The sequence below is a fragment of the Staphylococcus sp. LKG3-1 genome (assembly GCF_048568385.1).
In the GTDB taxonomy this organism is placed as follows: domain Bacteria; phylum Bacillota; class Bacilli; order Staphylococcales; family Staphylococcaceae; genus Staphylococcus; species Staphylococcus saprophyticus.
Genome location: NZ_CP183796.1, coordinates 1702914 through 1729042 on the forward strand (window position 1 = coordinate 1702914; position 26129 = coordinate 1729042).

General features: G+C 34.0%; 21 protein-coding genes. 6 read left to right on the plus strand and 15 right to left on the minus strand.

Annotated elements, in window-relative coordinates:
• Window positions 1-39: 39 nt before the first annotated feature.
• Together ACM595_RS08515 and ACM595_RS08520 are read right to left on the minus strand one after the other, a co-directional pair.
• Complete coding sequence (locus ACM595_RS08515) at window positions 40-1545, minus strand: DUF6583 family protein (protein WP_011302204.1); 1506 nt, start codon at window positions 1543-1545, stop codon at window positions 40-42.
• Window positions 1546-1787: 242 nt separating this feature from the next.
• On the minus strand, window positions 1788-3185 hold the full coding sequence (locus ACM595_RS08520; protein ID WP_002482159.1) for an MFS transporter: 1398 nt from the start codon (window positions 3183-3185) through the stop codon (window positions 1788-1790).
• Between the two features lie 333 nt (window positions 3186-3518).
• On the opposite strand from ACM595_RS08520, the gene ACM595_RS08525 reads away from it, so the two are divergent.
• The gene (locus tag ACM595_RS08525; protein WP_069822094.1) at window positions 3519-4460 is read left to right on the plus strand and encodes a nucleoside hydrolase; all 942 of its coding nucleotides are present in this window, start codon (window positions 3519-3521) and stop codon (window positions 4458-4460) included.
• 94 nt (window positions 4461-4554) lie between these two features.
• Here ACM595_RS08525 and ACM595_RS08530 read toward each other — a convergent pair whose 3' ends face one another.
• The 4 genes from ACM595_RS08530 to ACM595_RS08545 all read right to left on the minus strand — a co-directional run bounded on the left by ACM595_RS08530 (window position 4555) and on the right by ACM595_RS08545 (window position 8659).
• Window positions 4555-5697: a CapA family protein gene (locus tag ACM595_RS08530; protein ID WP_129531100.1), complete on the minus strand. Its 1143-nt coding sequence runs from the start codon at window positions 5695-5697 to the stop codon at window positions 4555-4557.
• Window positions 5698-5842: 145 nt separating this feature from the next.
• Window positions 5843-6469 carry a nitroreductase family protein gene (locus tag ACM595_RS08535; protein WP_002482155.1) on the minus strand — a complete coding sequence of 209 codons (627 nt, stop codon included), beginning with the start codon at window positions 6467-6469 and terminating at the stop codon, window positions 5843-5845.
• 263 nt (window positions 6470-6732) lie between these two features.
• The gene (locus tag ACM595_RS08540) at window positions 6733-8037 is read right to left on the minus strand and encodes an MFS transporter (RefSeq protein WP_002482154.1); all 1305 of its coding nucleotides are present in this window, start codon (window positions 8035-8037) and stop codon (window positions 6733-6735) included.
• 178 nt (window positions 8038-8215) lie between these two features.
• A complete protein-coding gene (locus ACM595_RS08545) occupies window positions 8216-8659 on the minus strand; it encodes a GNAT family N-acetyltransferase (protein ID WP_129531099.1) in 444 nt (147 codons plus the stop codon).
• 319 nt (window positions 8660-8978) lie between these two features.
• Between ACM595_RS08545 and ACM595_RS08550 the strand changes: the two genes are divergently transcribed.
• A complete protein-coding gene (locus ACM595_RS08550) occupies window positions 8979-11138 on the plus strand; it encodes a bifunctional glycosyltransferase/CDP-glycerol:glycerophosphate glycerophosphotransferase (protein ID WP_069838072.1) in 2160 nt (719 codons plus the stop codon).
• 122 nt (window positions 11139-11260) lie between these two features.
• On the opposite strand, the gene ACM595_RS08555 is transcribed toward ACM595_RS08550, so the two are convergent.
• The 5 genes from ACM595_RS08555 to betB all read right to left on the minus strand — a co-directional run bounded on the left by ACM595_RS08555 (window position 11261) and on the right by betB (window position 15696).
• Complete coding sequence (locus tag ACM595_RS08555; RefSeq protein WP_002482151.1) at window positions 11261-11533, minus strand: hypothetical protein; 273 nt, start codon at window positions 11531-11533, stop codon at window positions 11261-11263.
• On the minus strand, window positions 11533-11949 hold the full coding sequence (locus tag ACM595_RS08560; protein WP_277419689.1) for a LysR family transcriptional regulator: 417 nt from the start codon (window positions 11947-11949) through the stop codon (window positions 11533-11535). The genes ACM595_RS08555 and ACM595_RS08560 overlap by 1 nt, the downstream gene beginning before the upstream one ends.
• Window positions 11950-11956: 7 nt before the next feature.
• Entirely contained in the window at window positions 11957-12115 is a 159-nt protein-coding gene (locus ACM595_RS08565) for a LysR family transcriptional regulator (protein ID WP_277419688.1), read from the minus strand.
• Between the two features lie 348 nt (window positions 12116-12463).
• Window positions 12464-14146 (minus strand): choline dehydrogenase, encoded by a 1683-nt coding sequence (betA, locus tag ACM595_RS08570; RefSeq protein WP_041079912.1) that lies wholly within the window; start codon window positions 14144-14146, stop codon window positions 12464-12466.
• Window positions 14147-14202: 56 nt separating this feature from the next.
• Complete coding sequence (betB, locus tag ACM595_RS08575) at window positions 14203-15696, minus strand: betaine-aldehyde dehydrogenase (RefSeq protein ID WP_069822090.1); 1494 nt, start codon at window positions 15694-15696, stop codon at window positions 14203-14205.
• Between the two features lie 202 nt (window positions 15697-15898).
• On the opposite strand from betB, the gene cudC reads away from it, so the two are divergent.
• Window positions 15899-16459 (plus strand): choline uptake/conversion transcriptional regulator CudC, encoded by a 561-nt coding sequence (gene cudC / locus ACM595_RS08580; protein WP_206236987.1) that lies wholly within the window; start codon window positions 15899-15901, stop codon window positions 16457-16459.
• A gap of 169 nt (window positions 16460-16628) precedes the next feature.
• On the opposite strand, the gene ACM595_RS08585 is transcribed toward cudC, so the two are convergent.
• Window positions 16629-18251, minus strand: a complete 1623-nt coding sequence (locus ACM595_RS08585; protein WP_206236986.1) for a BCCT family transporter — start codon at window positions 18249-18251, stop codon at window positions 16629-16631.
• Window positions 18252-18735: 484 nt separating this feature from the next.
• Between ACM595_RS08585 and ACM595_RS08590 the strand changes: the two genes are divergently transcribed.
• From ACM595_RS08590 to ACM595_RS08600, 3 genes are all read left to right on the plus strand, one after another.
• Window positions 18736-19458, plus strand: coding sequence for a class I SAM-dependent methyltransferase (locus tag ACM595_RS08590; RefSeq protein ID WP_041079908.1), 723 nt, complete (start codon window positions 18736-18738; stop codon window positions 19456-19458).
• A 127-nt stretch (window positions 19459-19585) separates the two neighbouring features.
• Window positions 19586-20476 carry a fructose bisphosphate aldolase gene (locus ACM595_RS08595; protein WP_069822088.1) on the plus strand — a complete coding sequence of 297 codons (891 nt, stop codon included), beginning with the start codon at window positions 19586-19588 and terminating at the stop codon, window positions 20474-20476.
• Window positions 20477-20655: 179 nt separating this feature from the next.
• Window positions 20656-21663: a PTS transporter subunit IIC gene (locus tag ACM595_RS08600; protein ID WP_041079906.1), complete on the plus strand. Its 1008-nt coding sequence runs from the start codon at window positions 20656-20658 to the stop codon at window positions 21661-21663.
• Window positions 21664-21740: 77 nt separating this feature from the next.
• On the opposite strand, the gene ACM595_RS08605 is transcribed toward ACM595_RS08600, so the two are convergent.
• The 3 genes from ACM595_RS08605 to gabT form a co-directional block, all read right to left on the minus strand.
• Window positions 21741-23147 (minus strand): APC family permease, encoded by a 1407-nt coding sequence (locus tag ACM595_RS08605; protein ID WP_115340440.1) that lies wholly within the window; start codon window positions 23145-23147, stop codon window positions 21741-21743.
• Between the two features lie 182 nt (window positions 23148-23329).
• Window positions 23330-24709, minus strand: a complete 1380-nt coding sequence (locus tag ACM595_RS08610) for an NAD-dependent succinate-semialdehyde dehydrogenase (RefSeq protein ID WP_002482140.1) — start codon at window positions 24707-24709, stop codon at window positions 23330-23332.
• Window positions 24710-24798: 89 nt separating this feature from the next.
• On the minus strand, window positions 24799-26112 hold the full coding sequence (gene gabT / locus ACM595_RS08615; RefSeq protein ID WP_115340438.1) for a 4-aminobutyrate--2-oxoglutarate transaminase: 1314 nt from the start codon (window positions 26110-26112) through the stop codon (window positions 24799-24801).
• Window positions 26113-26129: the final 17 nt, after the last annotated feature.

Genomic DNA, 26129 nt, shown 5'->3' on the forward strand with positions numbered 1-26129 from the left:
TCTCTCCATTAATATATTACCTTTTTAAATGAGTTATCTTTATTTTTTATCTTTAATATCTTTTGCGATATCTTTTACAATATCTTCAGTGTTGTTAGATATTTCTCGTTGTAGTTTTCTAAAGTCACTATCAGACATTGTATTTAAATCTTGTGCATTTGCTTTTTTAAATTTAATGTCTTCTTTAAGTTTTGTGTCACCTTTAATATTAATCACGACCGTCTCATTATCGATATCTGTTGATAATGAAAGTTCTTGTTTTTGTGTATTATTTTTAGTGTCTGTGTCTAATTTATTATTGAAATCAATCGTTGTTTTATCGTAGTTAGCATTGATTTCAATCTGACCTTTGTCGTTACGTTTATCCCCATCTTGTGATTCTGTATTTGTTAAAGTTGCATCAGACTTACGGTAACCATTATCAAAAGTTACTTTGTAGTTATCTTTATACTGATCGTCTTTTTTAGTCGACTTACCTTTCAGTGCTACTTCTTGGTCATCATCTGTTGTTAATTTATAATCAATCATTAAGTTATCATCATCAACTTGACTTGTCCCATTTAATTTCACTGTTGAACCGTCTTCATCTTTCATCGTTAAATTACGTTTAAGAATCTGATTATCGTCTTCCCATATAACTGATTTCACACTTGGAAATTCTGCTTTATCTGTATCTTTTACTTCTTTTAATATATCATCTAATTGTTTTTTATAGTCTTTCGCATTAAATTGATCTTCTGCAATCGCTTTAATATCTTTGTCTTTTTTAGCTTTTTCTAAAATGTCTGTTAAAATGGCTTTTGTTTCACCTTTACTTACATTCATTGTTACTTTTTTAACATCTTTATCCTCACCATTGACCTTAATTGTTACATCGTCTTTTTCAAAATTATCATCGTCTAATTTATCTGTAATCACTTCACTATATTTCTTGCTAATTTCATCAATTTTATCTTGAGATATTTGTGTACCAGATAACAACGAATTTAAATTTAATGAGTCATTTGTAATGCCATTATTTGTCCCTTCAACACTCGATGTTTCCCCAGTGATTTTTTTATACACATCGACAAGTTCATTATTCTTCGCTTTGTAAACATCATCTAAAATTGGAGCTGCATAATATTGATTTTGCTTATCGGCAGCCCATTGAAATTCCCCAATTTCATTATCTGCAACTGTAGGTGTTAAAGCTATAACTGAATGCTCTTTATCCGGATCATGTCCCAATTTAAATCCTAACTTCGAAGCATCTGCAACAGATTTTGGTATATCCGATGATTTGAGTAGTGCTTCTGGTACATCTGCACTTGCATTTAAATTAATTAAATACGACTCATCTTTCATCTTATCTTGAAATTCAAATTCATTTTCAAACCTGTCTTCACCATACGCTTTCATTTGCTTTGCTGTTTCCTGTTCACTTAGTAAATACGTATTTTTAGGTGTGTTCTTTGTGAAATAATACGCTGCTGCTCCCCCAATGCCACAAATCAGTAGTACCCCAATAACGACTGCTATAACAATCTTCACTGTCTTAGACATATCGTTCTACCTCCCCTTAAGTTTTAATTTCTTTTATAATAGCACAATATATATATATAATTAATTAACTAATTCTAAAATTCTAACAATTTATACATCTTTTTTAATAATAAATATTATATTTATTATTTGTATAAAAATATAATTATACTCAATGTAGTCCTTCACAGTAGGTTGAGCTTAAATTTTTCAAAAATAAAAAGTAGTTGCCATTTTTGATAATGACAACTACTTAAATATATTTAATCTTTTCTAACTTCATCTTCCCACCATAAAGCATCTTTAGGATTTTTCACTACATGATCATAATCCTCTTGCGTTTCGACATTTGGATAAGAACCTCTGAGTGATTTGTTAGAGGTAGATTTAAACATTGTTATGAAGATAATGAGTCCAACGACATTAATAAACATCAAGTAATAAGATGGTGCAATTTGTTGTCCTGTCGTTTCTACTAAAGTTGAAAGTATAAATGGCGTTAAACCACCAAATACCGCAGCACCAATATTATAAACAAGTGATAATGTACGTAACCTAACCTTTGTATGGAACATACTTGGTAATAAGGATGGCATAACACCTTCAAATGTTGACATAAATAATGCAATGATAAACAATCCAAGTATTACAAATGGAATCATTGGAATACTCATTAACCAAAATGCAAGCACCGAGAATAAACTAAATCCTGCTAAACCAAATATAATGGTACGTTTGTTACCAACTTTATCACTATACCAACCAAAGAAAAATACTGCTGGTATCATAACTAACATGGTTATGGTGCTCAATATGGATCCCATAGTTCCACCTAAGTTGATTGTTGAATTCAAGAATGATGGCATATAGGAAAGTACCATATAGTTGGCAACATTTAAGAAAGCTACGCCTGTAAAACAAACGACGACGTCTTTCCAATAATATTTGAAAATATCTAAATATGAATATTCTAATTCTTCTTGTTCTGCTAATGTAGATTCATAAGCTGGGCTTTCATCTAAACTTGAACGTAAGATAATACCAATAATACCTAATGGTGCAGCAAGGATGAATGGAATTCTCCAGCCCCAATCAGCCATTTGTTGATCACTTAATAATGAATACATCAGCCCCGCTAAAATAGCAGCCATAATATTTCCAGCAAGTGTACCAATTTCTAATCCACTGCCTAATTTACCGCGTGTCTTATCAGGAGCTGTTTCTGCAATATAAGTCATTGCACCTGCGTATTCCCCACCTGTTGAAAATGACTGAATCATACGAACAACAAGTAATAATATAGGTGCCCAAATACCAATTTGATCTTGTGTAGGTAACAGCCCGAGCATCAATGTCGATGCTGCCATAAGTAATATCGTTGTCGATAATACAATTTTCCGTCCATATTTGTCCCCTAAGTGACTGAAAAATATACCACCGATTGGTCTCACTATAAAAGCAAAGGCAAATACTGCAAATGTTGAAACAATTTGCATCTCTTGAGGTAAATTCCCAAAGAAATTTGCACTTAATATCACAGCTAATTGTGCATATAAACCAAAATCAAACCATTCTATTGCATTACCAATCCCTGTGGCTACAACACCTTTTTTGGCTTGATCAGAATCTACTCTGTTAACTTTCTCTTTTTTAAATTTCACAAATAAAAACACCCCTTAAATTGTTTCTATTTATATAACATAACCTATGTATTAACTTATAAACACTTATAAGTTATAATTTATTATTTTTTAATTTTCAAAATCAATAAATTTTAAAATGATTTCGCGAATTTATTAAATGCCATTTTAATTATAGACATTCATCTAATGCCGTATCGTAAACACACACTTCAATCTTTTAGTATTTATATAAGTATTTAAGGCAATAAGTTCCAACATGATATCTCAAAGACGCCGCTTCTTTCTCAACACGATATGACTCTGATTCACTTTTGATATAATAGATTTACAAAATGAAACGGAGGATATTTTATGAAACAAATATATTTTAACCATGACGGTGGCGTCGATGATTTAATTTCTCTATTTCTGTTACTACAAATGGAGGATGTATCACTCATTGGTGTGAGTGCAATTGGTGCTGATAGCTATGTTGAACCTGCAGCAAGTGCATCTCAAAAAATCATTAATCGCTTTAGCAAGCAACCGATTCATGTCGCCGCTTCGAAACAACGCGGAAAAAATCCATTCCCTAAAGATTGGCGTATGCATGCATTTTTTATGGACGCTTTACCTATTTTAAACGAAGCTAATCAAAGCCATTCAAATTTACTTGAACACGATGCTTATGAAGATATTATTGAAAAATTACAAAAGAGTCATGCTCCAGTGACTTTATTATTTACTGGCCCATTAACGGATTTAGCTAAAGCCGTAACAGTTGAGCCTACAATTATTAATAAAATTGAACGTTTAGTATGGATGGGTGGTACATTTTTAGAAAAAGGAAATGTCGAAGAACCTGAACACGATGGTACTGCAGAATGGAATGCTTTTTGGGATCCAGAATCTGTTAAAACCGTCTTTGATACAAATATAAAAATAGACATAGTCGCATTAGAAAGTACAAATCGTGTACCACTGACATGGGATATTAGACAAACTTGGGCAAACGAACGACATTATCCAGGTGTTGATTTCTTAGGAGTCAGTTATGCTGCTGTACCTCCATTAACACATTTCCAAACGAATTCTACTTATTTCTTATGGGATGTACTAACAACTGCATATGTAGGTAAACCTGAATTGGTACAGCAACATTCGGTCAATGCTAGTGTTTATACAGAAGGGCCTAGTCAGGGGCAAACGTATATAGATGATGTACGTGGCAGAACAATTTCAGTCGTCGATGATGTCGAACACGATGCCTTCTTTAAATACATTACAGATTTAGCAAAAAAAGTTGAACAATAACGTGTTAAAAATCGCCCTTTCGTTGTTACACTTCAATACTGTGTAGTAACGAGAGGGCGCTTTTGCACTTTTATATATTTATTTACGCAACATACTAGTAACTCTTTTCATCCAGATATTGTTTATCAATTACATCTTTCGTAATATCTACAAGTCTCTGACGTGATACTTGCATGCCTTTTTTATCATTTAAAGCATGATATTGTGCCTGCTCATCTTTATAATGATCTAATTTATACATTTTAAAATTTTGAGGAGTTGCCTTTAAATAAGGTTCCCCATTTTCATAATGTGTCACCAATGATTTCCATTTAATATTTTTGATTTGTACGCCTTTAGGATTTTTTTCTAAATTAAAACGTATGTTACCACCTAATATATTCTTTTCAGTTCCTGTAGCTTGTCCATTTAGAAAATTTCCCAGGGAATAAGCAACGAGTGTTTTATGATTATCTTTCCCTTTCACCCATTTAACTGGCTGTATCACATGTGGATGTGTGCCTAATACGACATCTGCACCCGCATCAGCAAACACTTTGGCATACTGTTGTTGCGTCTCATTGGGTTTAGTCTTACCTTCATTACCCCAATGTGCGGAGACGATAACTGCATCACTTTTTTCTTTTGCGCTTGCGATATCTTTTTTGATTTGTGCCTTATCAAAATAATTGATTTGATATGGTTTTTCTCTAGGAATATCATTTGTTCCATATGTATAACTCAGCATTGCCATTTTAATTCCATTTTTCTCAATTACAGGAATCGTATCATGTTGCTTTGGCGAATCAAACGTTCCGAAATAAAACACGGACTTAAATTGCTTCCAAACGCGGATTTCATTTTCTAAACCAGCAGTTCCTTGATCTAAAGCATGATTATTAGCTCCATTAACCACATTAAATCCAGTATGTACTATGTTTTGTGCGATTGCCTCTGGCGTATTAAATTGTTTAAATCCTGACAAACCGCGTTCATCACCACCAAGTGGCGACTCTTGATTGATGTATGATACATCTGTTGATTGAACTTCATCTTTTAAATTGTCATACATTGACTCAAAATTGAATTGTCCATTATCTTGCAAAGCATCCTGATAAACGACTGGATGGATTAAATTATCGCCTACTGCATAAAAAGATAACGTTTGCGTTAATTTATCTTTTTCATTTAAACAACCTACACATAAAATTAAAAAACACGAAAACAAAAAACACAAAATAATCCCATATTTCCACATATTTCATAACCCCTATCAATACTCATTAAATTTTATTTTAAATTTGATAAGTCAATATATCAATAGAGTTGTAAAATCGAATACTATTTTTATAAAGAAATAAAAAAGACATTTTTCAATATTAAAAAATGTCTTTCACTATATATTAAACGTATTTAGTCACTGTTTCTGTTGGTAATCTATAAGAACCATGGGCTGGATTTTTAGCTTTACCAATCGCAACAATTACTACGGGTACATAGCGTTCTGAATCTATACCAAATGCATCTGCGATTTGATCACTTTCAAATCCGCCAATTGGATTTGTATCATATCCATGGGCTTTCGCAACAAGCATAAATTGCATTGCGGCTAAACTACTATCAATCTTCACAATGTCATTCATTTGTTCTTTTGTTGCATTATCATATAATGGTATGACTTTTTCTAACATTTCTTGTTTTACTTCTTCCGGCATTAAATCATGTTTAACTGCATTACCATAAATTTCTTCGGCATTTGTTTGACTCTTCATATCACCAAAAATAACGACCATAGCCGCTGATGAATCATTTTGACGTGTGTTAAAACGAATGAGCGGACGTAATGTGTCTTTACCTTCATCACTTTCGACTACTAAGAATCTCCACGGTTGCATATTAACTGATGATGGTGCTGTCGTTGCTTTTTTAATCATTTCGTCCATTTCTGCTTTCGGTATTTTCACTTGTTCATCAAATACTTTTACAGACTTTCTATTCATTAAAATTTCTTCAAAATTATTATTTATCATTTGTTATTTCTCCTTAATCATTTTTTACAAAATCAAATTATACTCAATTTAACTATAATTACAAATCATTTGTTTATAATTAGGAACAAAAAATATTTTACCTCAAACGCCCCACACTATTTACTTTGAGTAAAAACAAAAAAAAGCGAGTATAAATGAACCTCATATTAAAATGATGGTCATTTATACTCGTAGCTTTATTTTATAAGTAATACTTCTTTAAAGCATTCGGAATATATCCATGTAACTTACATAAATTTGATTTATGAAGTTGGTTTCATTTTTTTAATACCTGGTTTAACAAAGCACATCGCAATAATACCGATGACTGCCGCTACTACTGCAGATATAAACATTGATGAATATCCATATGATGTTACAAGTATACCTGTTAACGTTGGCGCTATAATCGTTGCAGAGTTAACAAAGAAATGTGTAATACCGCCATACGTCCCAGTTTTCTTCGGTGCTGTATCAATAATGACAGACCAATAAACAGCATTTGGCAAGAATATACAGGCATTACCTAGCATCATTAGGAACATTATCCAGCCAATTTGATTGGTTGTTGGGATAATTAAAAAACAAATCGCTGCCAAAGTCATTCCAAATATCGCTAAACCTGATCGTGCAATTCTTAGACTGCCTGTTTTCACACGTAACCAATCTGATAATCTTCCACCGAAATATGCTGTAAAACAAGCACCTATCCAGGGAATCATACCAAGATACCACAATGAGTGAATCTCAAAATGATACTCGTCTTGTAAATACTTTGGTGTCCAAGTTAAAATCAAAAAGTTTATGTATTGAAAACCAAAATAACCAACCATATTAAAGATAAGTGTCGGACTTTTGAAAAAGTGATACCATTTTTCATGTGCATTGTGCTCAGTTTCAACTGTTTTTTCACCATGAACCGTTTCTTCTGTGGATCGAATACTTTCAATTTCTTCCTGAGAAACATGTTTATTATCTTCAGGATAATCGGTAAATACTTTATACCAAATAATAATCCATACGAGACCTAATAAACCTAAAATTACAAAAAGCACGCGCCAAGTTGAAATAACTAAGAAACCAGAAACAATCGGTGCTGTGATTATCGCACCCAGTGGTACACCAATTAAACCTAAAGCTGATAATAAACCGCGTTCTCTCGGTGCTGCCCAGTTTGCATTGGTCTTACTGATTGTCGAAAATATTGGACCTTCAGATACACCAAATAGTACTCTTAATAAGCCAAACCCAGCTAATGCAGAACCGCCAAATAAAGCCATGCCTATCTCACCAGCAAATGCCATACCTATTTCAAATAATGACCAAAGTGTACCAGCAATTAACCAAACAAATTTTGGCCCCTTTTTATCTGCTGTAACCCCTCCAAACAATGAACCAAGCATATAACCATATCCAAAATAACCTAATATTGATCCCCAAGCGATATTATCGAAACCAAATTCGTTAATAATATCTTCTTGAGCATAGGAAATAGCGCCACGATCGACATAGTTGATCATTGTCATAATAATAATCATCGTAATGATAAAATAACGATAGTTTTTCATTTTTTAATTTCCCCCACTTGTTTACAACATTGGTAAATATAGAAAAACTTAACGCTAAATGAAAACGCTGTCAAAAATATTTTTGATTATTAAATTTACCTTTATTACTAATAATGTCTAAAACCCTTGCTATTAAAAGAAAAATAAAGTTTTTAAAAATAGCAAATATTCAAAAAAATTATTCTACTACTTTCATAGACATTGTAATATTTCTCTCTTGAAAACCAACTTTTTCATATAATAATCTAGCTTTATTCTGTACATTTACATTTAACCTAACTTCACCAATATGCTGGCTTTTAAAAAAGTCATTAACAAAATATATTAACTTTTTAGCAACACCCTGTCTTCTATAACCTTCAAAGACATATAACTCATAGATAAAACCATAATCTTGTTGTTCAAGGTAATCTGTTTTTTTATCAATAAGCACAAACCCTTTGCATATGTTTTCTTCAATCAACACATAATATTTTGCACCTTGCAATAGCAATTGATTTGACATATCCCGCAATGACGCATCTGATAAATCAAAATTCACCATCATCGCTTCTTTGAATAACTTTGGTATAACTTTGTTAATGAGTTTCAATTCATTATCTTTAGCACATCTTATTGTCATGATAATCATCCCCTGTCTTTAATATTTTTATATACATTTCCAAAACTACTAACTATGCTTTAATATAATAAAAGTAAATAATGTATTTTACCTATAAGTTGAAGTCTTTTGCTTTTCTTTATACTACATAACCATGCTACAATATATGCTTTAGAAATAATATATGCTTATAAATAATAATATATTATTATTCGTACGTTTTATGCACATAATAATCAAAAAAATTTGATTTCAAAGTTGAAAAGATAAAACAAAGTTTGTTAATATTTTACCTTATATAGAAGATAGTGAGAAAATTTAAGTAAAAAGAGGGAACACAATGAAGTCTATATCAGTCATAGTGACTTATTACAATTCAGAAGATTATATCGAAAGATGTTTAATAAGCCTTAAAAAACAAAGATTCCAAGATTTTGAACTCATCTTAGTAAATGACGGTTCAACAGATCAATCGAAACCACTTGCAACACAAATACTTAAAGATTGGGATATTCCAATTAAAGCAATTGATTTACCAGAAAATACAGGACATGCGCATGCTAGAAACATGGGCTTGAAAGAAGTTGAATCTCCTTACTTTATCTTTATTGATTCTGATGATTATTTGGCATCCTATGCATTATCATTTTATATGAAGAAACTAAATCAATTCGATGCGTTAATTGCGCCTATCCATGGGTTCACGTTGGATATACCTCAATACGTTGACCAAAATTTAGTGCGTACTCAATATTTAAATACTAAAACACATTCTAATCAATTTTTAAGAAAGCAAACTGCATGTAATATTGTTTTCAAAACTGCAATTGCACGTGGCCATAACTTACAATTTAATGAAGACTTGAACGTCTTTGTAGATTGGTCCTTTATTTTAGAATTTATTAAATATGCCAATGGATTCGTGCGTGTCAGTCGCTTTCCTTTCTATATTAAAGGGGAAATCTATGACCCGTTTGTGAAACCAGCACTGTCTAAACAAGATTTTGGCATTACGTTCAACGATTATGTATATAGTTTCTCTGATTCTGTTCAACGTGCGCCTTTAAAAGAAAATAAAGTTTTCATAAAAAATAAAATGAAAAATATTTACAAACATTCATTCGAACCATCATCAAGAAAAACCCCTGAGCGTTATAAACATAACAGTGAATTGCTTCCAAAAGTGACAAGAGAATTAATTCCGACGCTTTTCAAAAATGAGAAACCACTCTTTATATTAGAGTCATTGATGCTCATGGTGAATAAACGTAAATCCGCTTTTAAAATAAATAAACTTAGAAAAAAAGCACGTTTAGTAAAAAGTATCTTGTTACGTAGAAAAAATAAAAATCGTGCATTATACCAATTAACAGATAGTGAAGATAAAGTGAGTCCAAATACGATTGTATTTGAAGCATTTGCTGGTAAAAATTACAGTGATAGCCCGAAATATATTTACGAATATATGATGAAACGCCATCCGAATTATGAATTTATATGGGTCTTTAAAAACCCTTCTAAAGTACAAATTCCTGGCTCAGCTAAAAAAGTTAAAAAAGGCTCTAAAGCTTACTATGAAGCATATTCAAAAGCTAAATACTGGGTGTCTAACGCGAGATTACCGCTTTATCTGAATAAAAAACCAAACCAAGTTTATATACAAAATTGGCACGGCACACCATTAAAACGATTAGCAAATGATATGAAAGTCATTCGTATGCCAGGAACTACAACGGATAACTATAAACGTAATTTCAGAGAAGAAACAAGCCGTTGGGATTATTTAGTGTCACCAAATAGATATTCTTCTAAAATTTTCGAGACTGCATTTTGGATGAAACCTGAACAACTACTTGAAATTGGTTATCCTAGAAATGATGTATTAGTTAACCATGCAAATGACAAATCATATATCCAAGAAATTAAAGAAAATTTAAACTTACCTGCAGATAAAAAAGTCATCATGTATGCGCCAACTTGGAGAGATGATGAATTTGTGAAAAAAGGTAAATATTTATTTAATCTACAAATTGATTTAGATAATTTACAAGCACAACTTGGCGATGACTATGTTGTACTATTGAGAATGCATTATCTCATTTCTAATGCCTTAGATTTACGTGGTTATGAAGATTTTGCCATTGATGTTTCAAACTACAGTGATATCTCTGAATTATATTTAATTTCAGATTGCCTTATCACAGACTATTCATCCGTCATGTTTGATTACGGTGTATTGAAACGTCCTCAATTCTTCTTTGCTTATGATTTAGATAAATACGGTCAAGATTTACGCGGATTCTATTTAGACTATCACAATGATTTACCTGGACCTATTCACCAAGATCCATACCAATTAACAGAAGATCTAAAAAATCTAGATCAAGTTTCAATAGATTACAAGGACAAAATCAATCAGTTTTATGATGACTTTTGTTCATTAGAAAATGGACAAGCGTCTAAAGCAATTTCCGATTTAATTACTAAAAATAACAACTAGCCTATTAAATTAGAAATAATTAGTAACAAAAATACTCATTCTGAAAATAAAGCGTCTGGGTCATAAATCCCCAATCTCAAAAAAGAGGACTAATCCTTAGTATGGATTGGTCCTCTTTATATTTAAATTCTAACACTTTCGGGTGTTTGTATTCTACTTTTCTTCCATACTAAAACACAATGTGTGTAAAGTTCTGGTTTAAATGGAATAAAAGCTAAATTATCTAAATTTCTATTCGATGTTACACCTTCAATCACAACAGCTGAACCGACATTATTTCTTACCAATGAAAAAATATTAAATATTAAGTTATACGTTCCAATCACTTGCAAGTCATTGACTGCTATTTGACTCCATTCTGAAATCATTTTTTGATTTTCTGGTCTTCTAGACATTAATAATTTTGTTTTTTCAAATCTCCAGGATGCATTGAGGATTGCCCTCTAAATGGAGAATCTTCAGAAACAAGCAAACCCCAACGCTCTGGTCTCGGTAAAGGTACTTGCTCATATTTTTCCATTGCAATGGGTTCTATTAAAATCGCAATATCCAATAATCCATTATCAAGACGCTCACTGATTTCACTGCCTATACCACTTACGATATGAAAAGTGATTAAAGGATGTTCTCTCACCATCTCTTCTAATATCATGGCAAGCGTGTCAGAATTATCCGCTTCTACACATCCTATCGTAATATGTCCACTCAACGCTTGTTGTTTTTTATTTTCAAATTCTTGTTGCGTCTGATTCGTTAATGACAATATCTCTTCTGCTCTATTTTTTAAAAATATGCCTTCTTCTGTAAGCATAATACCTTTATTTTCTCGATAAAAAGAGCTCTACCCCTAGTTCTAATTCTAAGTCATGCATTTGTCTACTTAATGTAGGTTGCGTAATGTTTAGTACCGTTGCCGCTTTTGAAATCGCATGTTCTTCAGCAACTGTACAAAAATATCTAAGTGTTCTCAATTCCATTGGGTATCCCTACTTTGTTTATGGTTTATTTTACTCGTTATAACAAAATTAAATGATACTTCCTTGTAATATTTGTGGTGTATAAAAGTCATTCATTCAACCACCATAGATTTAACCAAGTCTCCCCGATAAATAATATCTCTCATATTACGTAACAGCGCGTTATGCGTGCGTCTGTCGAAAATGAACTCGTAAAAGCTTTAAGTATCAAAAAAGGCAATGTTAGTCGGACGTGCACAAAAAAACTGCCAACAAAGTCTAAGCCTTTGTCGGCAGTCAGAGATAATAACAAATACATGCCTTACCTCTATATCTATTTCATTTATTTTAAAATATCATAATCAAACATTACTTTATAGTACCCGCATCTTTATCATGTACACCATGACGATAGAAATCAATATATTCTGGATCTAATGGTTTTTTACCACGAATGATGTCTGATGCTTTCTCAGCCATCATTAATACAGGTGAATGAATGTTACCATTTGTTGTACGTGGCATAACAGATGCGTCTACAACACGTAGATTTTCCATGCCATGTACTTTGAACGTTTCTGGATCTACGACTGACATTTCATCTGAAGCTGGTCCCATTCTACAGCTACAAGATGGATGCAATGCTGTTTCACCATCGCGTTTTACCCATTCAATAATTTCTTCATCTGTTTGCACTTCAGGTCCAGGAGAGATTTCTCCTCCATTATAAGGGTCTAATGCTTTTTGGCCTAAGATATTTCTAGCTACTTTAATTGCTTCCACCCATTCACGTTTATCTTCTTCTGTAGATAAGTAGTTAAACACAAAATCTGGCTTAACAAATGGATCTTTTGATTTGATTTTTAAATGTCCACGAGAATTTGAGTACATTGGTCCTACATGCACTTGATAACCATGTGCAGCTGGCGCTTTCGTACCATCGTATCTTACCGCAATTGGTAAGAAGTGGAACATTAAGTTTGGATAATCTACATCTTCATTTGAACGTACAAAGCCACCACCTTCGAAATGGTTTGATGCTGCAGCACCTTTACGTCCGAAAATCCATTGTAATCCTATAAATGGCATTTTTAATTTATTTAAACTTGGTTGCATTGAAACAGGTTCTTTACATGCATGTTGCACATAAACTTCTAAATGGTCTTCAAAATTTTCACCAACACCTGGTAAGTGAATACGTGGTTCAATACCTAATGAACGTAAATGTTCTGAATCACCGATACCTGATAATTGTAGTAATTGCGGGGAGTTAATTGCACCACCTGATAGGATAACCTCTTTCGCATTTACTGTATGTTCTCTACCATTTTTCTTAAATGTAACACCCGTTACTTTGTTACCTTCAAAATTTAATTTCGTCACAAATGCACGTGTTTGCACTTCTAAATTCTTACGTTTCATCGCTGGATGTAAATATGCTCTAGATGCAGAAACACGACGACCATTATGTACTTGACTATCAAATGGTCCAAATCCTTCTTGACGGAATCCATTTACATCTGGTGTTTTATTATAACCTGCTTCAACACCTGCATCGAAGAAAGCCTGAAATAACGGATTATCAGCTGGACCTCTTCTTAGTTTAATTGGTCCGTGATGTCCACGGAATTGATCATCTTTTGTTGCACCGAATGTTTTTTCTAAGCGTTTAAAATACGGTAAACAATGTGCGTAATCCCATGAATCCATGCCTTCAGGCTTCGCCCATTTTTCATAGTCCATTGGGTTACCTCTTTGATAAATCATACCGTTAATCGAACTTGAACCACCTAGAACTTTACCACGTGCATGACCGACTTTACGTCCATCCATATGTGGCTCAGGTGTCGTTTCATAAATCCAATCGTATAATTTATTTCCAGCTGGATACATTAATGCTGCAGGCATCTGTATTAATAAGTCCCATGGATAATCACTACGTCCAGCTTCCAATACAAGTACGTTATTCGATACATCTTCACTTATACGGCTACCAAGTACTGACCCAGCACTTCCACCACCTATAATGATATAATCGTATGATTGCTTCATTGTGATACTGCCTCCTCTAATTTATATACGTTCATTCTCTTATTTAAAAATCTATATTATGCTTTACCAAACCAATTAACTGGTTCTGGGTTTGTATTACGTAATATATGTTTCTCTACTTGATATTCAGCTAGACCTTCTTTACCAAGCTCTCTACCAATACCGGATTGTTTATAGCCGCCCCAAGGTGCTTGAGCAAAGTATGGATGGAAATCATTAATCCAAACTGTTCCCATCTTCAATTTATTAACGACGCGTTCAGCTTTGCCTATATCTTGTGTAAAGACACCGCCAGCCAGACCGTAAATGGAATCGTTCGCAAGTTCTATGGCTTCTGCTTCAGTTGAAAAACCTTCAATTGTTACAACTGGTCCAAATACTTCCTCTTGAACAATTCTCATAGAAGTATCACAGTTTGTAATTACAGTTGGTTCAAAGAAGAACCCATCTTGTAGGTCTTCACGTTCAGGACGTTTACCACCAATAGCAATCGTTGCATTTTCAGCTTTTGCAATTTCCATATAATTTTCAATTTTTTCTCTATGTTCAGCTGAAATCACAGGTCCCATTTCCGTTTCTGAGTCAAAACCATTACCTAATTTAATATTTTTAACTCTTTCAATAAGGGCTGCTTCGAATTTTTCTTTAATATCGTTATGCACGATAATTCTTGCGCCAGCAGAGCATACTTGACCTGCATGGAAGAATCCGCCATTTAATGCTTGATCTACTGCTAAGTCAAAATCGGCATCGTCAAAAATGACATTTGGGTTTTTACCGCCAAGTTCTAACGCTACATCTGTAACATGATCTGCTGCTTGTTTCATAATGTGTTTACCAGTTTTTATGCCACCAGTAAATGACACTAAATCCACTTCTTTATGTGCAGATAACGGTTCACCAACTTCAGATCCTTTTCCTAATACTAAATTAATCACACCTTTAGGGAAGCCAACTTCTTCCATTAATTCAAATACACGAATTGTTGTTAACGGCGTGATTTCACTTGGTTTCATAACAAGCGAACAACCTGTTGCCAATGCAGGTGCAAGTTTCCATGAAGCTTGCAGTAAAGGATAATTCCATGGCGTAATTTGAGTTACAACTCCAATCGGTTCTTTTATTACTTTGCTTTCTGTATTTGGGATTGGAGAATCTATCAATTCTCCACCATCTTTATCTGCCAAACCTGCAAAATAGTTAAATACGTTCGCAATATCATCCATATCTGCGTAAGATTCTTCTAATGTTTTACCTGTATCTAATGTTTCAAGTCTCGCTAATTCTTCACGATGTGTCACAATTAAATCGGCAATAGCACGTACTTTTTTGCCTCTATTTTCACTTGTTTCTAATGACCATTCACCTTTTTCAAAAGCACGACGTGCAGCTAATATCGCACGTTCACTATCCTCATCAGTACCTTCTGCTACTTCAAATATGACTTCTTGGTTAAATGGATTAATAATTTTTCTTGTTGCTTGATTCGAGCTATCTACCCACTCACCATCAATGTATTGACGACGAGACAATTGATTTACAAGTTCCATTAAAATTACCTCCGTTAAGTTTGTTAAATTTTTATTTAACGAATTTTATAGAGTTTATGTTAGCATAGTAAACGAAAGCGTGTCAAACCAGTTCAAATTTCAATTGGCTCATAACTTCAGAAACAAAGCGCTACTTAAATTCTGTTCGTTAACCTGCTATAATTTGAATTCACAATAAAATATTTGGTCGGAGGTGTACTACATGGCACATTCAAACAACCCTGAACATCAATTAGACGAAGCAAAAGATATTGTTATCAATGCGATTGGTGAAACAATGGATTTATATGGTATCAACAGAAGTGTTGGTAATTTATTTGGTACTATGCTCTTCGAAGATAGCATGACACTCGATGAGATGCGTGAACAATTACAAATGAGTAAACCAAGCATGAGTGCTGGGGTCAAAAGACTCCAAGAATTTGATATCGTTAAGCAACAATTTACACGCGGTAGTAGAAAACAACATTTTATTGCAGAAAAAGATTTCTTTAACTTCTTTAGCAATTTCTTTACACGCAAATGGAGTCGGGAAATCGTAATTAATGCCGAAGCTGTCCATGATGCCGTTGCGATACTAAACAAAATTATTAATGACGAAAGTACAGATGCCGCTATTAAAACTGAGGCAAACGAAACGAAACAGCAACTCATCGACACGTTACCTTATTACGAATGGTTAGATCATTTAAGTGATGCATTGGAAAGCGGAGAAATATTTAAATACTTCCCAATACCTGAAAATAATTACAAAGAAGATTAAATATGTGTAAGATAGTTAGCCCAAAATCAACAGAATTTCAAAAAGCGTCCGTGTGAATTTAAATTTCAAACGGTCGCTTTTTTATTTAACAAATAAGCATGACAATTCAACCTTAAGTTAAAGCATAAAAAGGCTGAGACATCGTACTTGTCTCAGCTTTTATTTAAAATTACAAATTATCATCTTCTTTTTGTTCTCTAACTTGTGTGATACGCAATGAACGTCGCTCGACCTCTCTATACTTGTCTGCCCGACTTTCTAGTTTAAGTCGGTCCTCATTAAGTGTCCGCATAAATGCGACCATCATCATAACAAAGACTACAAGTACTGGCACACTCGCCAATAAGGCTGCTGTTTTCAGTACTTCTAACGCTCTCTCGCCACCGACTAACATAAGCGCAAATGGTAATAAACATAACGCAAACGCCCAATAAAGACGGTTTACTTTTAATGGTTCACCAATTACTTTTTTCTGAGATGCTGCTGCTAAGATATATGATCCAGAATCAAATGTTGTCGCTAAGAACAGCAATGCCGAAAGCATAAATAATACAATGATAATATTATGGAACGGTAATTGATGCAATACCTCTATGATTGTAGCTTCCGTACCATGTGTATTCAGATTTTGGATCACATCAAATTGTCCACTAATTTGTAAAAACACAGCATAGTTACCAAAAATACCGAAGAACAACATACATCCTAATGTACCATAGATAATTGTACCTAAAACTACTTCTTTTAACGTACGACCTTTGGAAATACGTGCGATAAACAATCCAATAAATGGTGCATAAACAATCCACCATGACCAATAGAATATTGTCCACTGTTGTGGGAAGTTCGTTTCTTTACGGCCACCAATACCGCCAAATGGTTCTAGCCAAGTAGCCATTTCGAAAAAGTTCTTAATCATATTACCCATACTTGTAATTGTCGTTTCCATAATAAATACCGTTGGTCCAACAATTAACACAAATCCAAGTAATACAAATGACAAAATAACGTTCCAATCACTTAATACTTTTATACCTTTTTTCAATCCAGAATATGAACTATAAGCAAAGATAGCAGTTACTAAAAACAGTATCGCACCACGCATTAACATGTTATCACCATCGATACCAGTCAAGCGCTCTATCCCTGCTGTAATCATTGGTACACCAAGTGCTAATGATGTAGCTGCACCACCTAATAATCCAAAAATGAATATAATATCGACAATCTTACCTACAAGACCATCTGTTTGCCCTTTTAATATTGGACGTAACGTTTGGCTTACTTTATAAATAGGTTTCTTCTTCACGAATAATAAGTAACCAATACACAGCGCTGGTAGTACAAAGGTCGCCCATGCAATTGGTCCCCAATGGAACATACCATACATCGTTGCATAATTAAGCGCACTATCTGTCATACCTTTACCACCATGTGGCGGATTTTGATAATAGAATGCCCACTCGATAATACCCCAATATAGAATATCAGACGCAATACCGGCACAAAACAGCATGGCAGCCCAACTAAAATTATTAAACTCGGGCTTATCTGTCGCTTTACCTAAAGTTACATTACCGTACTTACCAAAGGCTATGTATAAAACAAATATTAAAATAGCGAGTCCGATAAGCAAATAAACTGAACCTAATGTACTAGAAACGGCATCGTTCATTTTAGTAATCACTTCTTGACTTGCTTTAGGAAAGACCATCATAGGAATTACTGCAATCAGTAAAATAACCGATGATCCTATAAAGGTCGTCCAATCCATAACTTTATTTTTCTTCATTATTGAACACCCCTGTATTTATTTTTATAACTATGTAAAAGTCGCTAAAAATAGATAAACATTAGCAAAAATATATATTAATTCACAAATATGAGCCTAACGAACTTTAAATAATAATGCAAATTGCATTCAATATTCTGAAATTAATTATATGAATATTTATATAAAACAGAGAATTAATTTCGGATTATAAATCGCTATAATCACAGTGTTAAGTTTAAACTTAATGAAATTAATGAATCTTACAAACTTTATAATATGTATCTTTATTCATTATTTACGTATAAATATTTGTTTTTATTTTTTTGTATTTTCAGAGAAAAAGACTGTTTTTTTATAAAATATCGCATAAATGTTGTTCGATACATAATTAAATGTATGTCGTTTTTTGTGTGTTTTTAAATAGTCATCACAAACTTTTATACTTAAATATTCTATAATAGTGTAAACAGCAAAATAATTGTAATAAGCGGAGTGAATTTAAATGGAAAAATCAAAGATCATTAATTATTGGGATAAACGTGCTGAATCCTTTAGTAAAAATAAGCTAGCAGAATTAGAAAGTACGCATGCTCAAAAATGGATAGAAGAAATTAATAACATAAACCCGATACAACCTGGTATGAAAATCTTAGATATTGGTACTGGCGCGGGTTTTTTAGCTATTTTATGTGGAAAACTAGGTAGCGATGTCACAGGGATAGATCTTTCTCCTGAAATGATCCAATCAGCAAAACAGAATGCCGAAAGTCATCATCAAGATATTCACTTTCAAGTAATGGATGCTGAATCACTACAATTCAATGATGAAACTTTTGATATGGTTATTTCTCGCAATGTAACGTGGCTACTTCCTAATACAAAGGCAGCTTATCAAGAATGGTTACGTGTATTAAAACCTAACGGTAAACTGATTAATATTGATGCCAATTATGGTAACGATTCATTCACTGACTATAAATCCCTGAATACTGAACATGCACACCACACACTCGGCAAAGATATGCTGGCTGAAAGTGAGGCAATCAAACAAAATATACCCATTAATCACCAACCCAGACCTCAAACAGATATGGATATCTTAAAATCATTAGGATTTGATCATATCCATTTAGACACTGAAATTTATTTACGTATGTACTCAGAACAAGATGAATTTTATAACCCAACGCCCATATTTTTAATTTCAGTTACTAAATCATATTAGCTACAGAAAAAATTTTTTATTAAAGACACAATTTCCAATATATTTTATCGTAAAAAGAGCCTACAGCTTGCGTTATTTTTTAATTTTTATCATACTATAAGAGAATATAGTAAAAGGAGTGGTAAGAATGAATCAAGAACAATTTGACAAAGTAAAAAATGGAAAAGGCTTCATTGCTGCATTAGACCAAAGTGGTGGTAGTACACCTAAAGCGTTACGTGACTACGGCGTTACAGAAGATCAATATGACAGTGAAGACGAAATGTTCAAACTCGTTCATGACATGCGTACACGTATCGTGTCATCACCATCATTTAGTTCAGATAAAATTGTAGGTGCGATTCTGTTCGAACAAACAATGGACCGCGAAGTAGAAGGCAAACATACAGCGGACTATCTAGCTGATAAAGGTGTTGTACCTTTCTTAAAAATAGATAAAGGTTTAGATGAACAAAAAGATGGCGTTCAATTAATGAAACCTATGCCTGAGCTAGATGACTTACTAAATCGTGCAAATAAACATAAAATTTTCGGTACTAAAATGCGTTCTAATATCTTAGAACTAAATAAAGACGGTATTGATTTAGTTGTTAAACAACAGTTTGATATAGCTAAACAAATTATTGCAGCTGGTTTAGTTCCAATTATTGAACCTGAAGTTAACATTAATGCTGAAAACAAAGAAGAGATTGAAGCATACTTAACTGATTCAATTTTAGAAGAACTAAACAAACTCAACGATGATCAACTTGTAATGCTTAAAGTAACTATCCCTACAAAAGCAAATCAATATCAATCATTAATCAACCATCCAAACGTTGTACGTGTCGTTGCGTTATCTGGTGGCTATAGCAGAGAACATGCAAATGAAGTACTTAAACAAAATAAAGATTTAATCGCTAGCTTCTCTCGTGCATTAATCAATGATTTAAATGTGAACCAATCTGATGAAGAATTCGACAAAATTTTAGGCGAAACAGTTGAATCTATCTATGATGCTTCTGTAAACAAAAATTAATCTATCCTAATACATTTAAATACAATTACAACACTGTCAGTGCGTTTCGATACGCACTGGCAGTTTTTATTTTATGATTGTGAAAAAAATCCCAATATAGTCTAGCCAACTTCACTAACTATCTATATACTAATATTAATTTATGAAATAATTTAATTAAAAAACAAGGAGATTACTTAATGAAAAATCATTTGCATAGGTGGGTTATTGAAGCATTAAGTTTTATGGCTTTGGGTTTGTTTGGCTCTTTAATTATTGGACTTATCTTAGAAACTATTGGCAATCAAACACTCATTCCACAAATAGATTTATCGTTTTTATCAGAAATTGGTAAGGTCGCAATGTCAGTTACCGGTGCTGCTATTGGGGTAGCAATTGCTTATGGATTAGGCGCTAAACCTCTAGTTATTTTTTCGTGTGTTATCGTTGGCACACTAGGTTATACGACGTTTGGAGGCGGTGCAGTTGGTGCCTATATTGCTACACTCATCGTCGTAGAATTAAGTAGATTTTATGCAAGCAAGACTAAAATCGATATCATTGTTACGCCCTTACTTACGATTGTTATCGGGGGCGCTATCGCAAAACTTTTTGGACCTGCGTTAAATGAGTTTATGACTGGGTTAGGTAAAGTTATCATTGTCGCAACTGAACAACAACCGTTGATAATGGGAATTTTAGTATCTGTCATCTTTGGTTTAGCACTTACTGCGCCAATTTCAAGTGCAGCACTTGCACTCATGCTTGATTTAAGTGGTTTAGCTGCTGGTGCAGCAACGATAGGCTGTGCGGCGCAAATGGTAGGCTTTGCTGTAAATGGCTATAAGGATAATGGTTGGAGTGGTATTTTATCTATTGGTATTGGTACAAGTATGCTACAAGTCCCAAATATCATTAAACATCCCATGATCTTAGTACCTCCAACAATAGCAAGTGCAGTTGTTGCTCCAGTTATGACAACTCTATTTCCTATGACAAATAATGCCGCTGGTGCAGGTATGGGTACAAGTGGTTTAATTGGCCAAATTATGACGATTAATACCATGGGTGGTTCACTTCAAACCTGGCTATTAATTATAATCTTCCATATTATATTGCCTGCAGTCATTAGCTTTGCTTTATATAAGTATTTCTTTAAAAAACAGTGGATTATGCCAGGCGATCAACTTATCCATGTCGCTAACTAGTTCAATAACATAACTATTTTCATTAAAAACAGCCGTGCCAGTTAAATTAAACTGACACGGCTGTTTTATATAAAGTGTTACTGATAATCTGATTGCTTGTCTCCTTGTATTGATACATAGGCATCTTCTGTTGTCTTTCTTTTTTGAGTTAAATAAAGTACACCTGCAATCAAATACCAAACTAATACAATTAACCACTCTGATGGCCAAGCTAACGATGACGGCATACCCGGTAAATAAATCACGATAAACAATATGCTCAAAATAACCGCAATGATACCAACAATTTGTCCGTTTTTAATACGGTAAGGACGTTCTAAATTAGGATGCGTTTTGCGTAACTTAAGAAATGAAATTGCAACCAGTAAATAACCTAGAACAACACCAATACCGCCTGCATTAACAATCCACGAAAGTGCTGGTCTTCCTAACAGCGGTGCTACAAAAGCGAGTACACCTAGAAATAAAATACCGTGCGTAGGCGTTTTAAATTTCGGGTGGATATAGGCAAACCATTGTGGAATCATTTTATTTTTAGCCATTGCATACAATATTCTACTTCCACCAATAATAAATGCATTCCAACTGGTGATAATTCCGGCGACACCACCGAGTACAAGTAACACACCAAATCCACTATGACCGAACAGATTAACCATTGCATCCGCCGTTGCTAAACTACTCGTGTTCAGTGCTGAAAGTGAAAGTCCTGTGGCTACCCCAAATACAATCAATAAATAAAATATAACAGAAGCAATGATTGATAATATTAAAATGCCACCAATCTTTTTAGAAGGTGCTTTCACCTCTTCAGCAATTTGTGGAATGACATCAAATCCTACAAATAAAAATGGAATCATCATCAATACGGACATGGTTCCGCCAACACCATTCTCGAAAGGTTTTAAATTACTAAAGTTGCCATTGAATCCAGCACCAAATACAAGCAACAAGCCCACTGCTACAATAAAGATAGTGAACACAGTCTGCATGATGGCTGCTGGTTTTACGCCGAAATAATTCAGTGATGTTAATACAATACTACCAATTGAACCAATTAATACCCATGTTAAATAGACATCCCAACCAGCGATATTCCACATAAAACCATGATGTTTAAAAGGAATGACGTAATCGATGACTGTGGGCAAAGCAACCGCTTCAAATGTAATTACGGATACATATCCAAAAAGTACGGACCAACCAGAAATGAATGCAATACCAGGAGAAAAAGCCTTTTTAACAAATACAAATCCTCCGCCAGTTTCCGGAATAGCTGATGCAAGCTCTGCGTATGTAAGGCCTATAACAATAACTAATAATCCACCAATTAAAAAAGCGACAATACTTCCGATAAATCCAGCTGCTGATACCCATTCTCCTGACAAGACTACCCATCCCCATCCAAGCATGGCACCAATAGCTAGAAATAAAACATCAACTATATTCATTGATTTATTAAATTGTGATTTTTGTGATTTCATTGAACATACCCCATAACATTTTCAATAACGTCAATTAAAGTTGAGAAGCGCGCAGCGTAGCGTTGTATTTATTTCACTTTAATAAACGGCGCCCTATCATATGTGATTAACCAATCGCTTTCCCAATCTTTAATTGACTGATTTTATATTTTCTTTAAGATTTGGTTTATCCTAATGCATTTTTATTCTTGTATAGAAAGATACTTCGTTTCTAAATAAGGTTCTATGCCTTCTACGCCACCTTCTCTACCATAACCACTTTCTTTCAAACCACCAAATGGTGCATGTGCAGCAGATGGTCCACCATCGTTCCAACCAATCACACCATATTCCAGTTCATTAAAGAGTTTTAATCCAGTTCGATAATCATTCGTGAAGAAATATGAAGCTAAGCCAAATTCTGTGTCATTTGCTATGTTAATCACTTCATCTAAATCACTATATGTCATCACTGGCGCAACTGGTCCAAACGTTTCTTCATGCATTGCTTTCATATCTAAATTTGCATTCGTAATGACTACCGGTTTTAAGAAATTACCGCCCAATGCTTGAATATCTTCAATACTACGTGATAGTTGCCCACCTTTTTCTTGCGCATCTTTGATGTGTGTTAACACTTTTTCTACAGCTTGATTGTCAATGAGTGGTCCAATTTTAACCTCTTCTTTCAAGCCATCACCTACAGATAATGCATGCACTTTTTCTATTAATTTTTCGTTATATGCCTCGGCGATATCTTCGTGAACATAGATTCTGTTTGCACATATACAAGTTTGTCCTGCATTTCTAAACTTCGAAGCAATCGTACCGTCTACTGCCGCTTCAATGTCTGCATCATTATGAACGATAAGCGGTGCTAAGCCACCTAGCTCCATCGTCACATTTTTAACTTGTTGCGCAGATGATTCAATTAATGATTTACCAACAGCAGTCGATCCAGTGAATGTCACTTTACTAATCAAACTATGATTTGTGAAAATGTCCCCTGCGTCTTTACCTGAAGCAATAATGTAGGAGATAGCATCTTTTGGAAAACCCGCTTGATGTGCAAGTTCCACAAGTTTAATCGTTGTCAGTGGCGTTTTAACTGCTGGTTTACAAATGATTGTACATCCTGCTGCCAATGCTGGTGCCATCTTACGCGTAATCATTGCTGCTGGGAAGTTCCACGGTGTAATCGCGCCTACGACACCTACTGGAAATTTATCTATAACAATTTTTTTCGAAGGTGAATTAGCTGGTATCGTACGACCATATACACGTTTTGCTTCTTCGGCATACCATTTGACGTATGAGTTCGCATAAGCTACTTCACCTTTTGCCTCTGCCAGTGGCTTACCTCCTTCTAATGTAATCAGACGTGCAAGTTCGTCTTGATGATCATCAATTAATTGAGCCCATTGCGCTAATTTCGCTGAACGTTCGTGCGCATCGACCTTCTTCCAGTTTTGAAATGCTTGATGTGCTTGTTTAATTTGATGATTAATTTGTTCATGCGTAGCATAATCTAAACGCTCTAAAACTTCATTAGTAGCTGGATTAATTACTTCTAACTTTGTCATGGTAACGACCCCTTTTTAAATATAATTATAAAATCCCTTTCATTTATCCATACCCTTTTCGCTTATAAAATATAAATGCTTCTTATTCATTAATTCGTTTGCTTTTCAATGGCCTTTTCAAATACTTCTGTTAATATATTTAGACCTTTGTTTAATTCTTGATCTGTAATAACTAATGGTGGTAAGAAACGAATCACATTGCCTTTAATACCAGCCGATAATAATAATAAGCCTTTTTCGTTTGCAGTTTTAATAATCTTAGCTGTTAACGCTTTGTCAGGTTCACCAGTTTCTGGATCAACGACTTCAAATGCAACCATAGCCCCTAAACGACGAATAGCTTTAACTTGCTCATAATCTTGACTCAATGCTATTAAATATGTTTCTAGTTGATGACCGAGTTGTTCCGCTTTTCCATTTAAATCTTCATTTTCTATGATTTCAATCACTTTAAGTGCAGCTTCACATGCTAATGGATTTCCAGCATACGTACCGCCCAATTCTCCTGGTGATGCGCTATCAACGATTTCTTTTCTACCAACGACACCACTTAAAGGGAATCCAGCAGCCAATGATTTAGAAACCGTAATTAAATCTGGTTCAACATCAAAGTGTTCTATCGCAAATGTTTTACCTGTTCTAGCAAAGCCACTTTGAATTTCATCTGCTACAAAGACAATGCCATTATCTTCACAAATTTGTTTAACGGCTTTTACAAACTGGATATCAGGTATGATAAAACCGCCTTCTCCTTGAACAGGTTCCATGACGATACATGCTACTTCACTCGGATCCACCGTTTCGATAAAGAAATCATGTAACTTATTGATTATATGTTGTGTGTAAAGTTCATCTGATAAGTCTTCAGATTTTTCAGAAATATTAGGGTATGGTGCTTGATAAACTTCCGGAGCGAATGGTCCAAAACCTAATTTATATGGTTTCACCTTACTCGTCATAGACATGGTTAGATTCGTTCTACCATGGAATCCTCTTACAAATGAGACTACGGCTTGTCTTCCCGTATATTTTCTTGCAATTTTAACGGCATTTTCTACAGCTTCTGCACCTGAGTTAAGCAAAATTGATTTTTTGTCAAAATGACCAGGTGTAATTTCCGTTAATTTTTGCGCTAAATTTAAATAACTTTCATACATAATGACATTAAAACCGGGATGTATAAATTTATCCAATTGTGCTTTCAAGTGTTTCGTAATTTCTGGGTGGGAATGTCCGACATTCAAAGTACCAATGGCACCAGCAAAATCAATGAACACATTACCTTCGACGTCTTTAACGGTTGCACTTTGTGCCTCTTCCGCTACATGTAAATTTCCGTTTCCTACTCCACGAGCTACATATTTTTCACGTTGCGTTTTATAATATTCATATTTCTCCGACATAATGAAACCTCCTAGTT

Excerpts from the sequence above, each read along its gene's own strand:
- ACM595_RS08535 (WP_002482155.1), bottom strand. The coding sequence starts at position 6,469 with ATGATAAATAATAATTTTGAAGAAATTTTAATGAATAGAAAGTCTGTA.
- gabT (WP_115340438.1), bottom strand. The coding sequence starts at position 26,112 with ATGTCGGAGAAATATGAATATTATAAAACGCAACGTGAAAAATATGTA.
- cudC (WP_206236987.1), top strand. The coding sequence starts at position 15,899 with ATGGCACATTCAAACAACCCTGAACATCAATTAGACGAAGCAAAAGAT.
- ACM595_RS08600 (WP_041079906.1), top strand. The coding sequence starts at position 20,656 with ATGAAAAATCATTTGCATAGGTGGGTTATTGAAGCATTAAGTTTTATG.
- ACM595_RS08540 (WP_002482154.1), bottom strand. The coding sequence starts at position 8,037 with ATGAAAAACTATCGTTATTTTATCATTACGATGATTATTATTATGACA.
- ACM595_RS08525 (WP_069822094.1), top strand. The coding sequence starts at position 3,519 with ATGAAACAAATATATTTTAACCATGACGGTGGCGTCGATGATTTAATT.
- ACM595_RS08550 (WP_069838072.1), top strand. The coding sequence starts at position 8,979 with ATGAAGTCTATATCAGTCATAGTGACTTATTACAATTCAGAAGATTAT.
- ACM595_RS08560 (WP_277419689.1), bottom strand. The coding sequence starts at position 11,949 with ATGCTTACAGAAGAAGGCATATTTTTAAAAAATAGAGCAGAAGAGATA.
- ACM595_RS08515 (WP_011302204.1), bottom strand. The coding sequence starts at position 1,545 with ATGTCTAAGACAGTGAAGATTGTTATAGCAGTCGTTATTGGGGTACTA.
- ACM595_RS08530 (WP_129531100.1), bottom strand. The coding sequence starts at position 5,697 with ATGTGGAAATATGGGATTATTTTGTGTTTTTTGTTTTCGTGTTTTTTA.
- ACM595_RS08555 (WP_002482151.1), bottom strand. The coding sequence starts at position 11,533 with ATGTCTAGAAGACCAGAAAATCAAAAAATGATTTCAGAATGGAGTCAA.
- ACM595_RS08590 (WP_041079908.1), top strand. The coding sequence starts at position 18,736 with ATGGAAAAATCAAAGATCATTAATTATTGGGATAAACGTGCTGAATCC.
- ACM595_RS08545 (WP_129531099.1), bottom strand. The coding sequence starts at position 8,659 with ATGACAATAAGATGTGCTAAAGATAATGAATTGAAACTCATTAACAAA.
- ACM595_RS08605 (WP_115340440.1), bottom strand. The coding sequence starts at position 23,147 with ATGAAATCACAAAAATCACAATTTAATAAATCAATGAATATAGTTGAT.
- ACM595_RS08585 (WP_206236986.1), bottom strand. The coding sequence starts at position 18,251 with ATGAAGAAAAATAAAGTTATGGATTGGACGACCTTTATAGGATCATCG.
- ACM595_RS08565 (WP_277419688.1), bottom strand. The coding sequence starts at position 12,115 with ATGGAATTGAGAACACTTAGATATTTTTGTACAGTTGCTGAAGAACAT.
- betA (WP_041079912.1), bottom strand. The coding sequence starts at position 14,146 with ATGAAGCAATCATACGATTATATCATTATAGGTGGTGGAAGTGCTGGG.
- ACM595_RS08595 (WP_069822088.1), top strand. The coding sequence starts at position 19,586 with ATGAATCAAGAACAATTTGACAAAGTAAAAAATGGAAAAGGCTTCATT.
- ACM595_RS08610 (WP_002482140.1), bottom strand. The coding sequence starts at position 24,709 with ATGACAAAGTTAGAAGTAATTAATCCAGCTACTAATGAAGTTTTAGAG.
- betB (WP_069822090.1), bottom strand. The coding sequence starts at position 15,696 with ATGGAACTTGTAAATCAATTGTCTCGTCGTCAATACATTGATGGTGAG.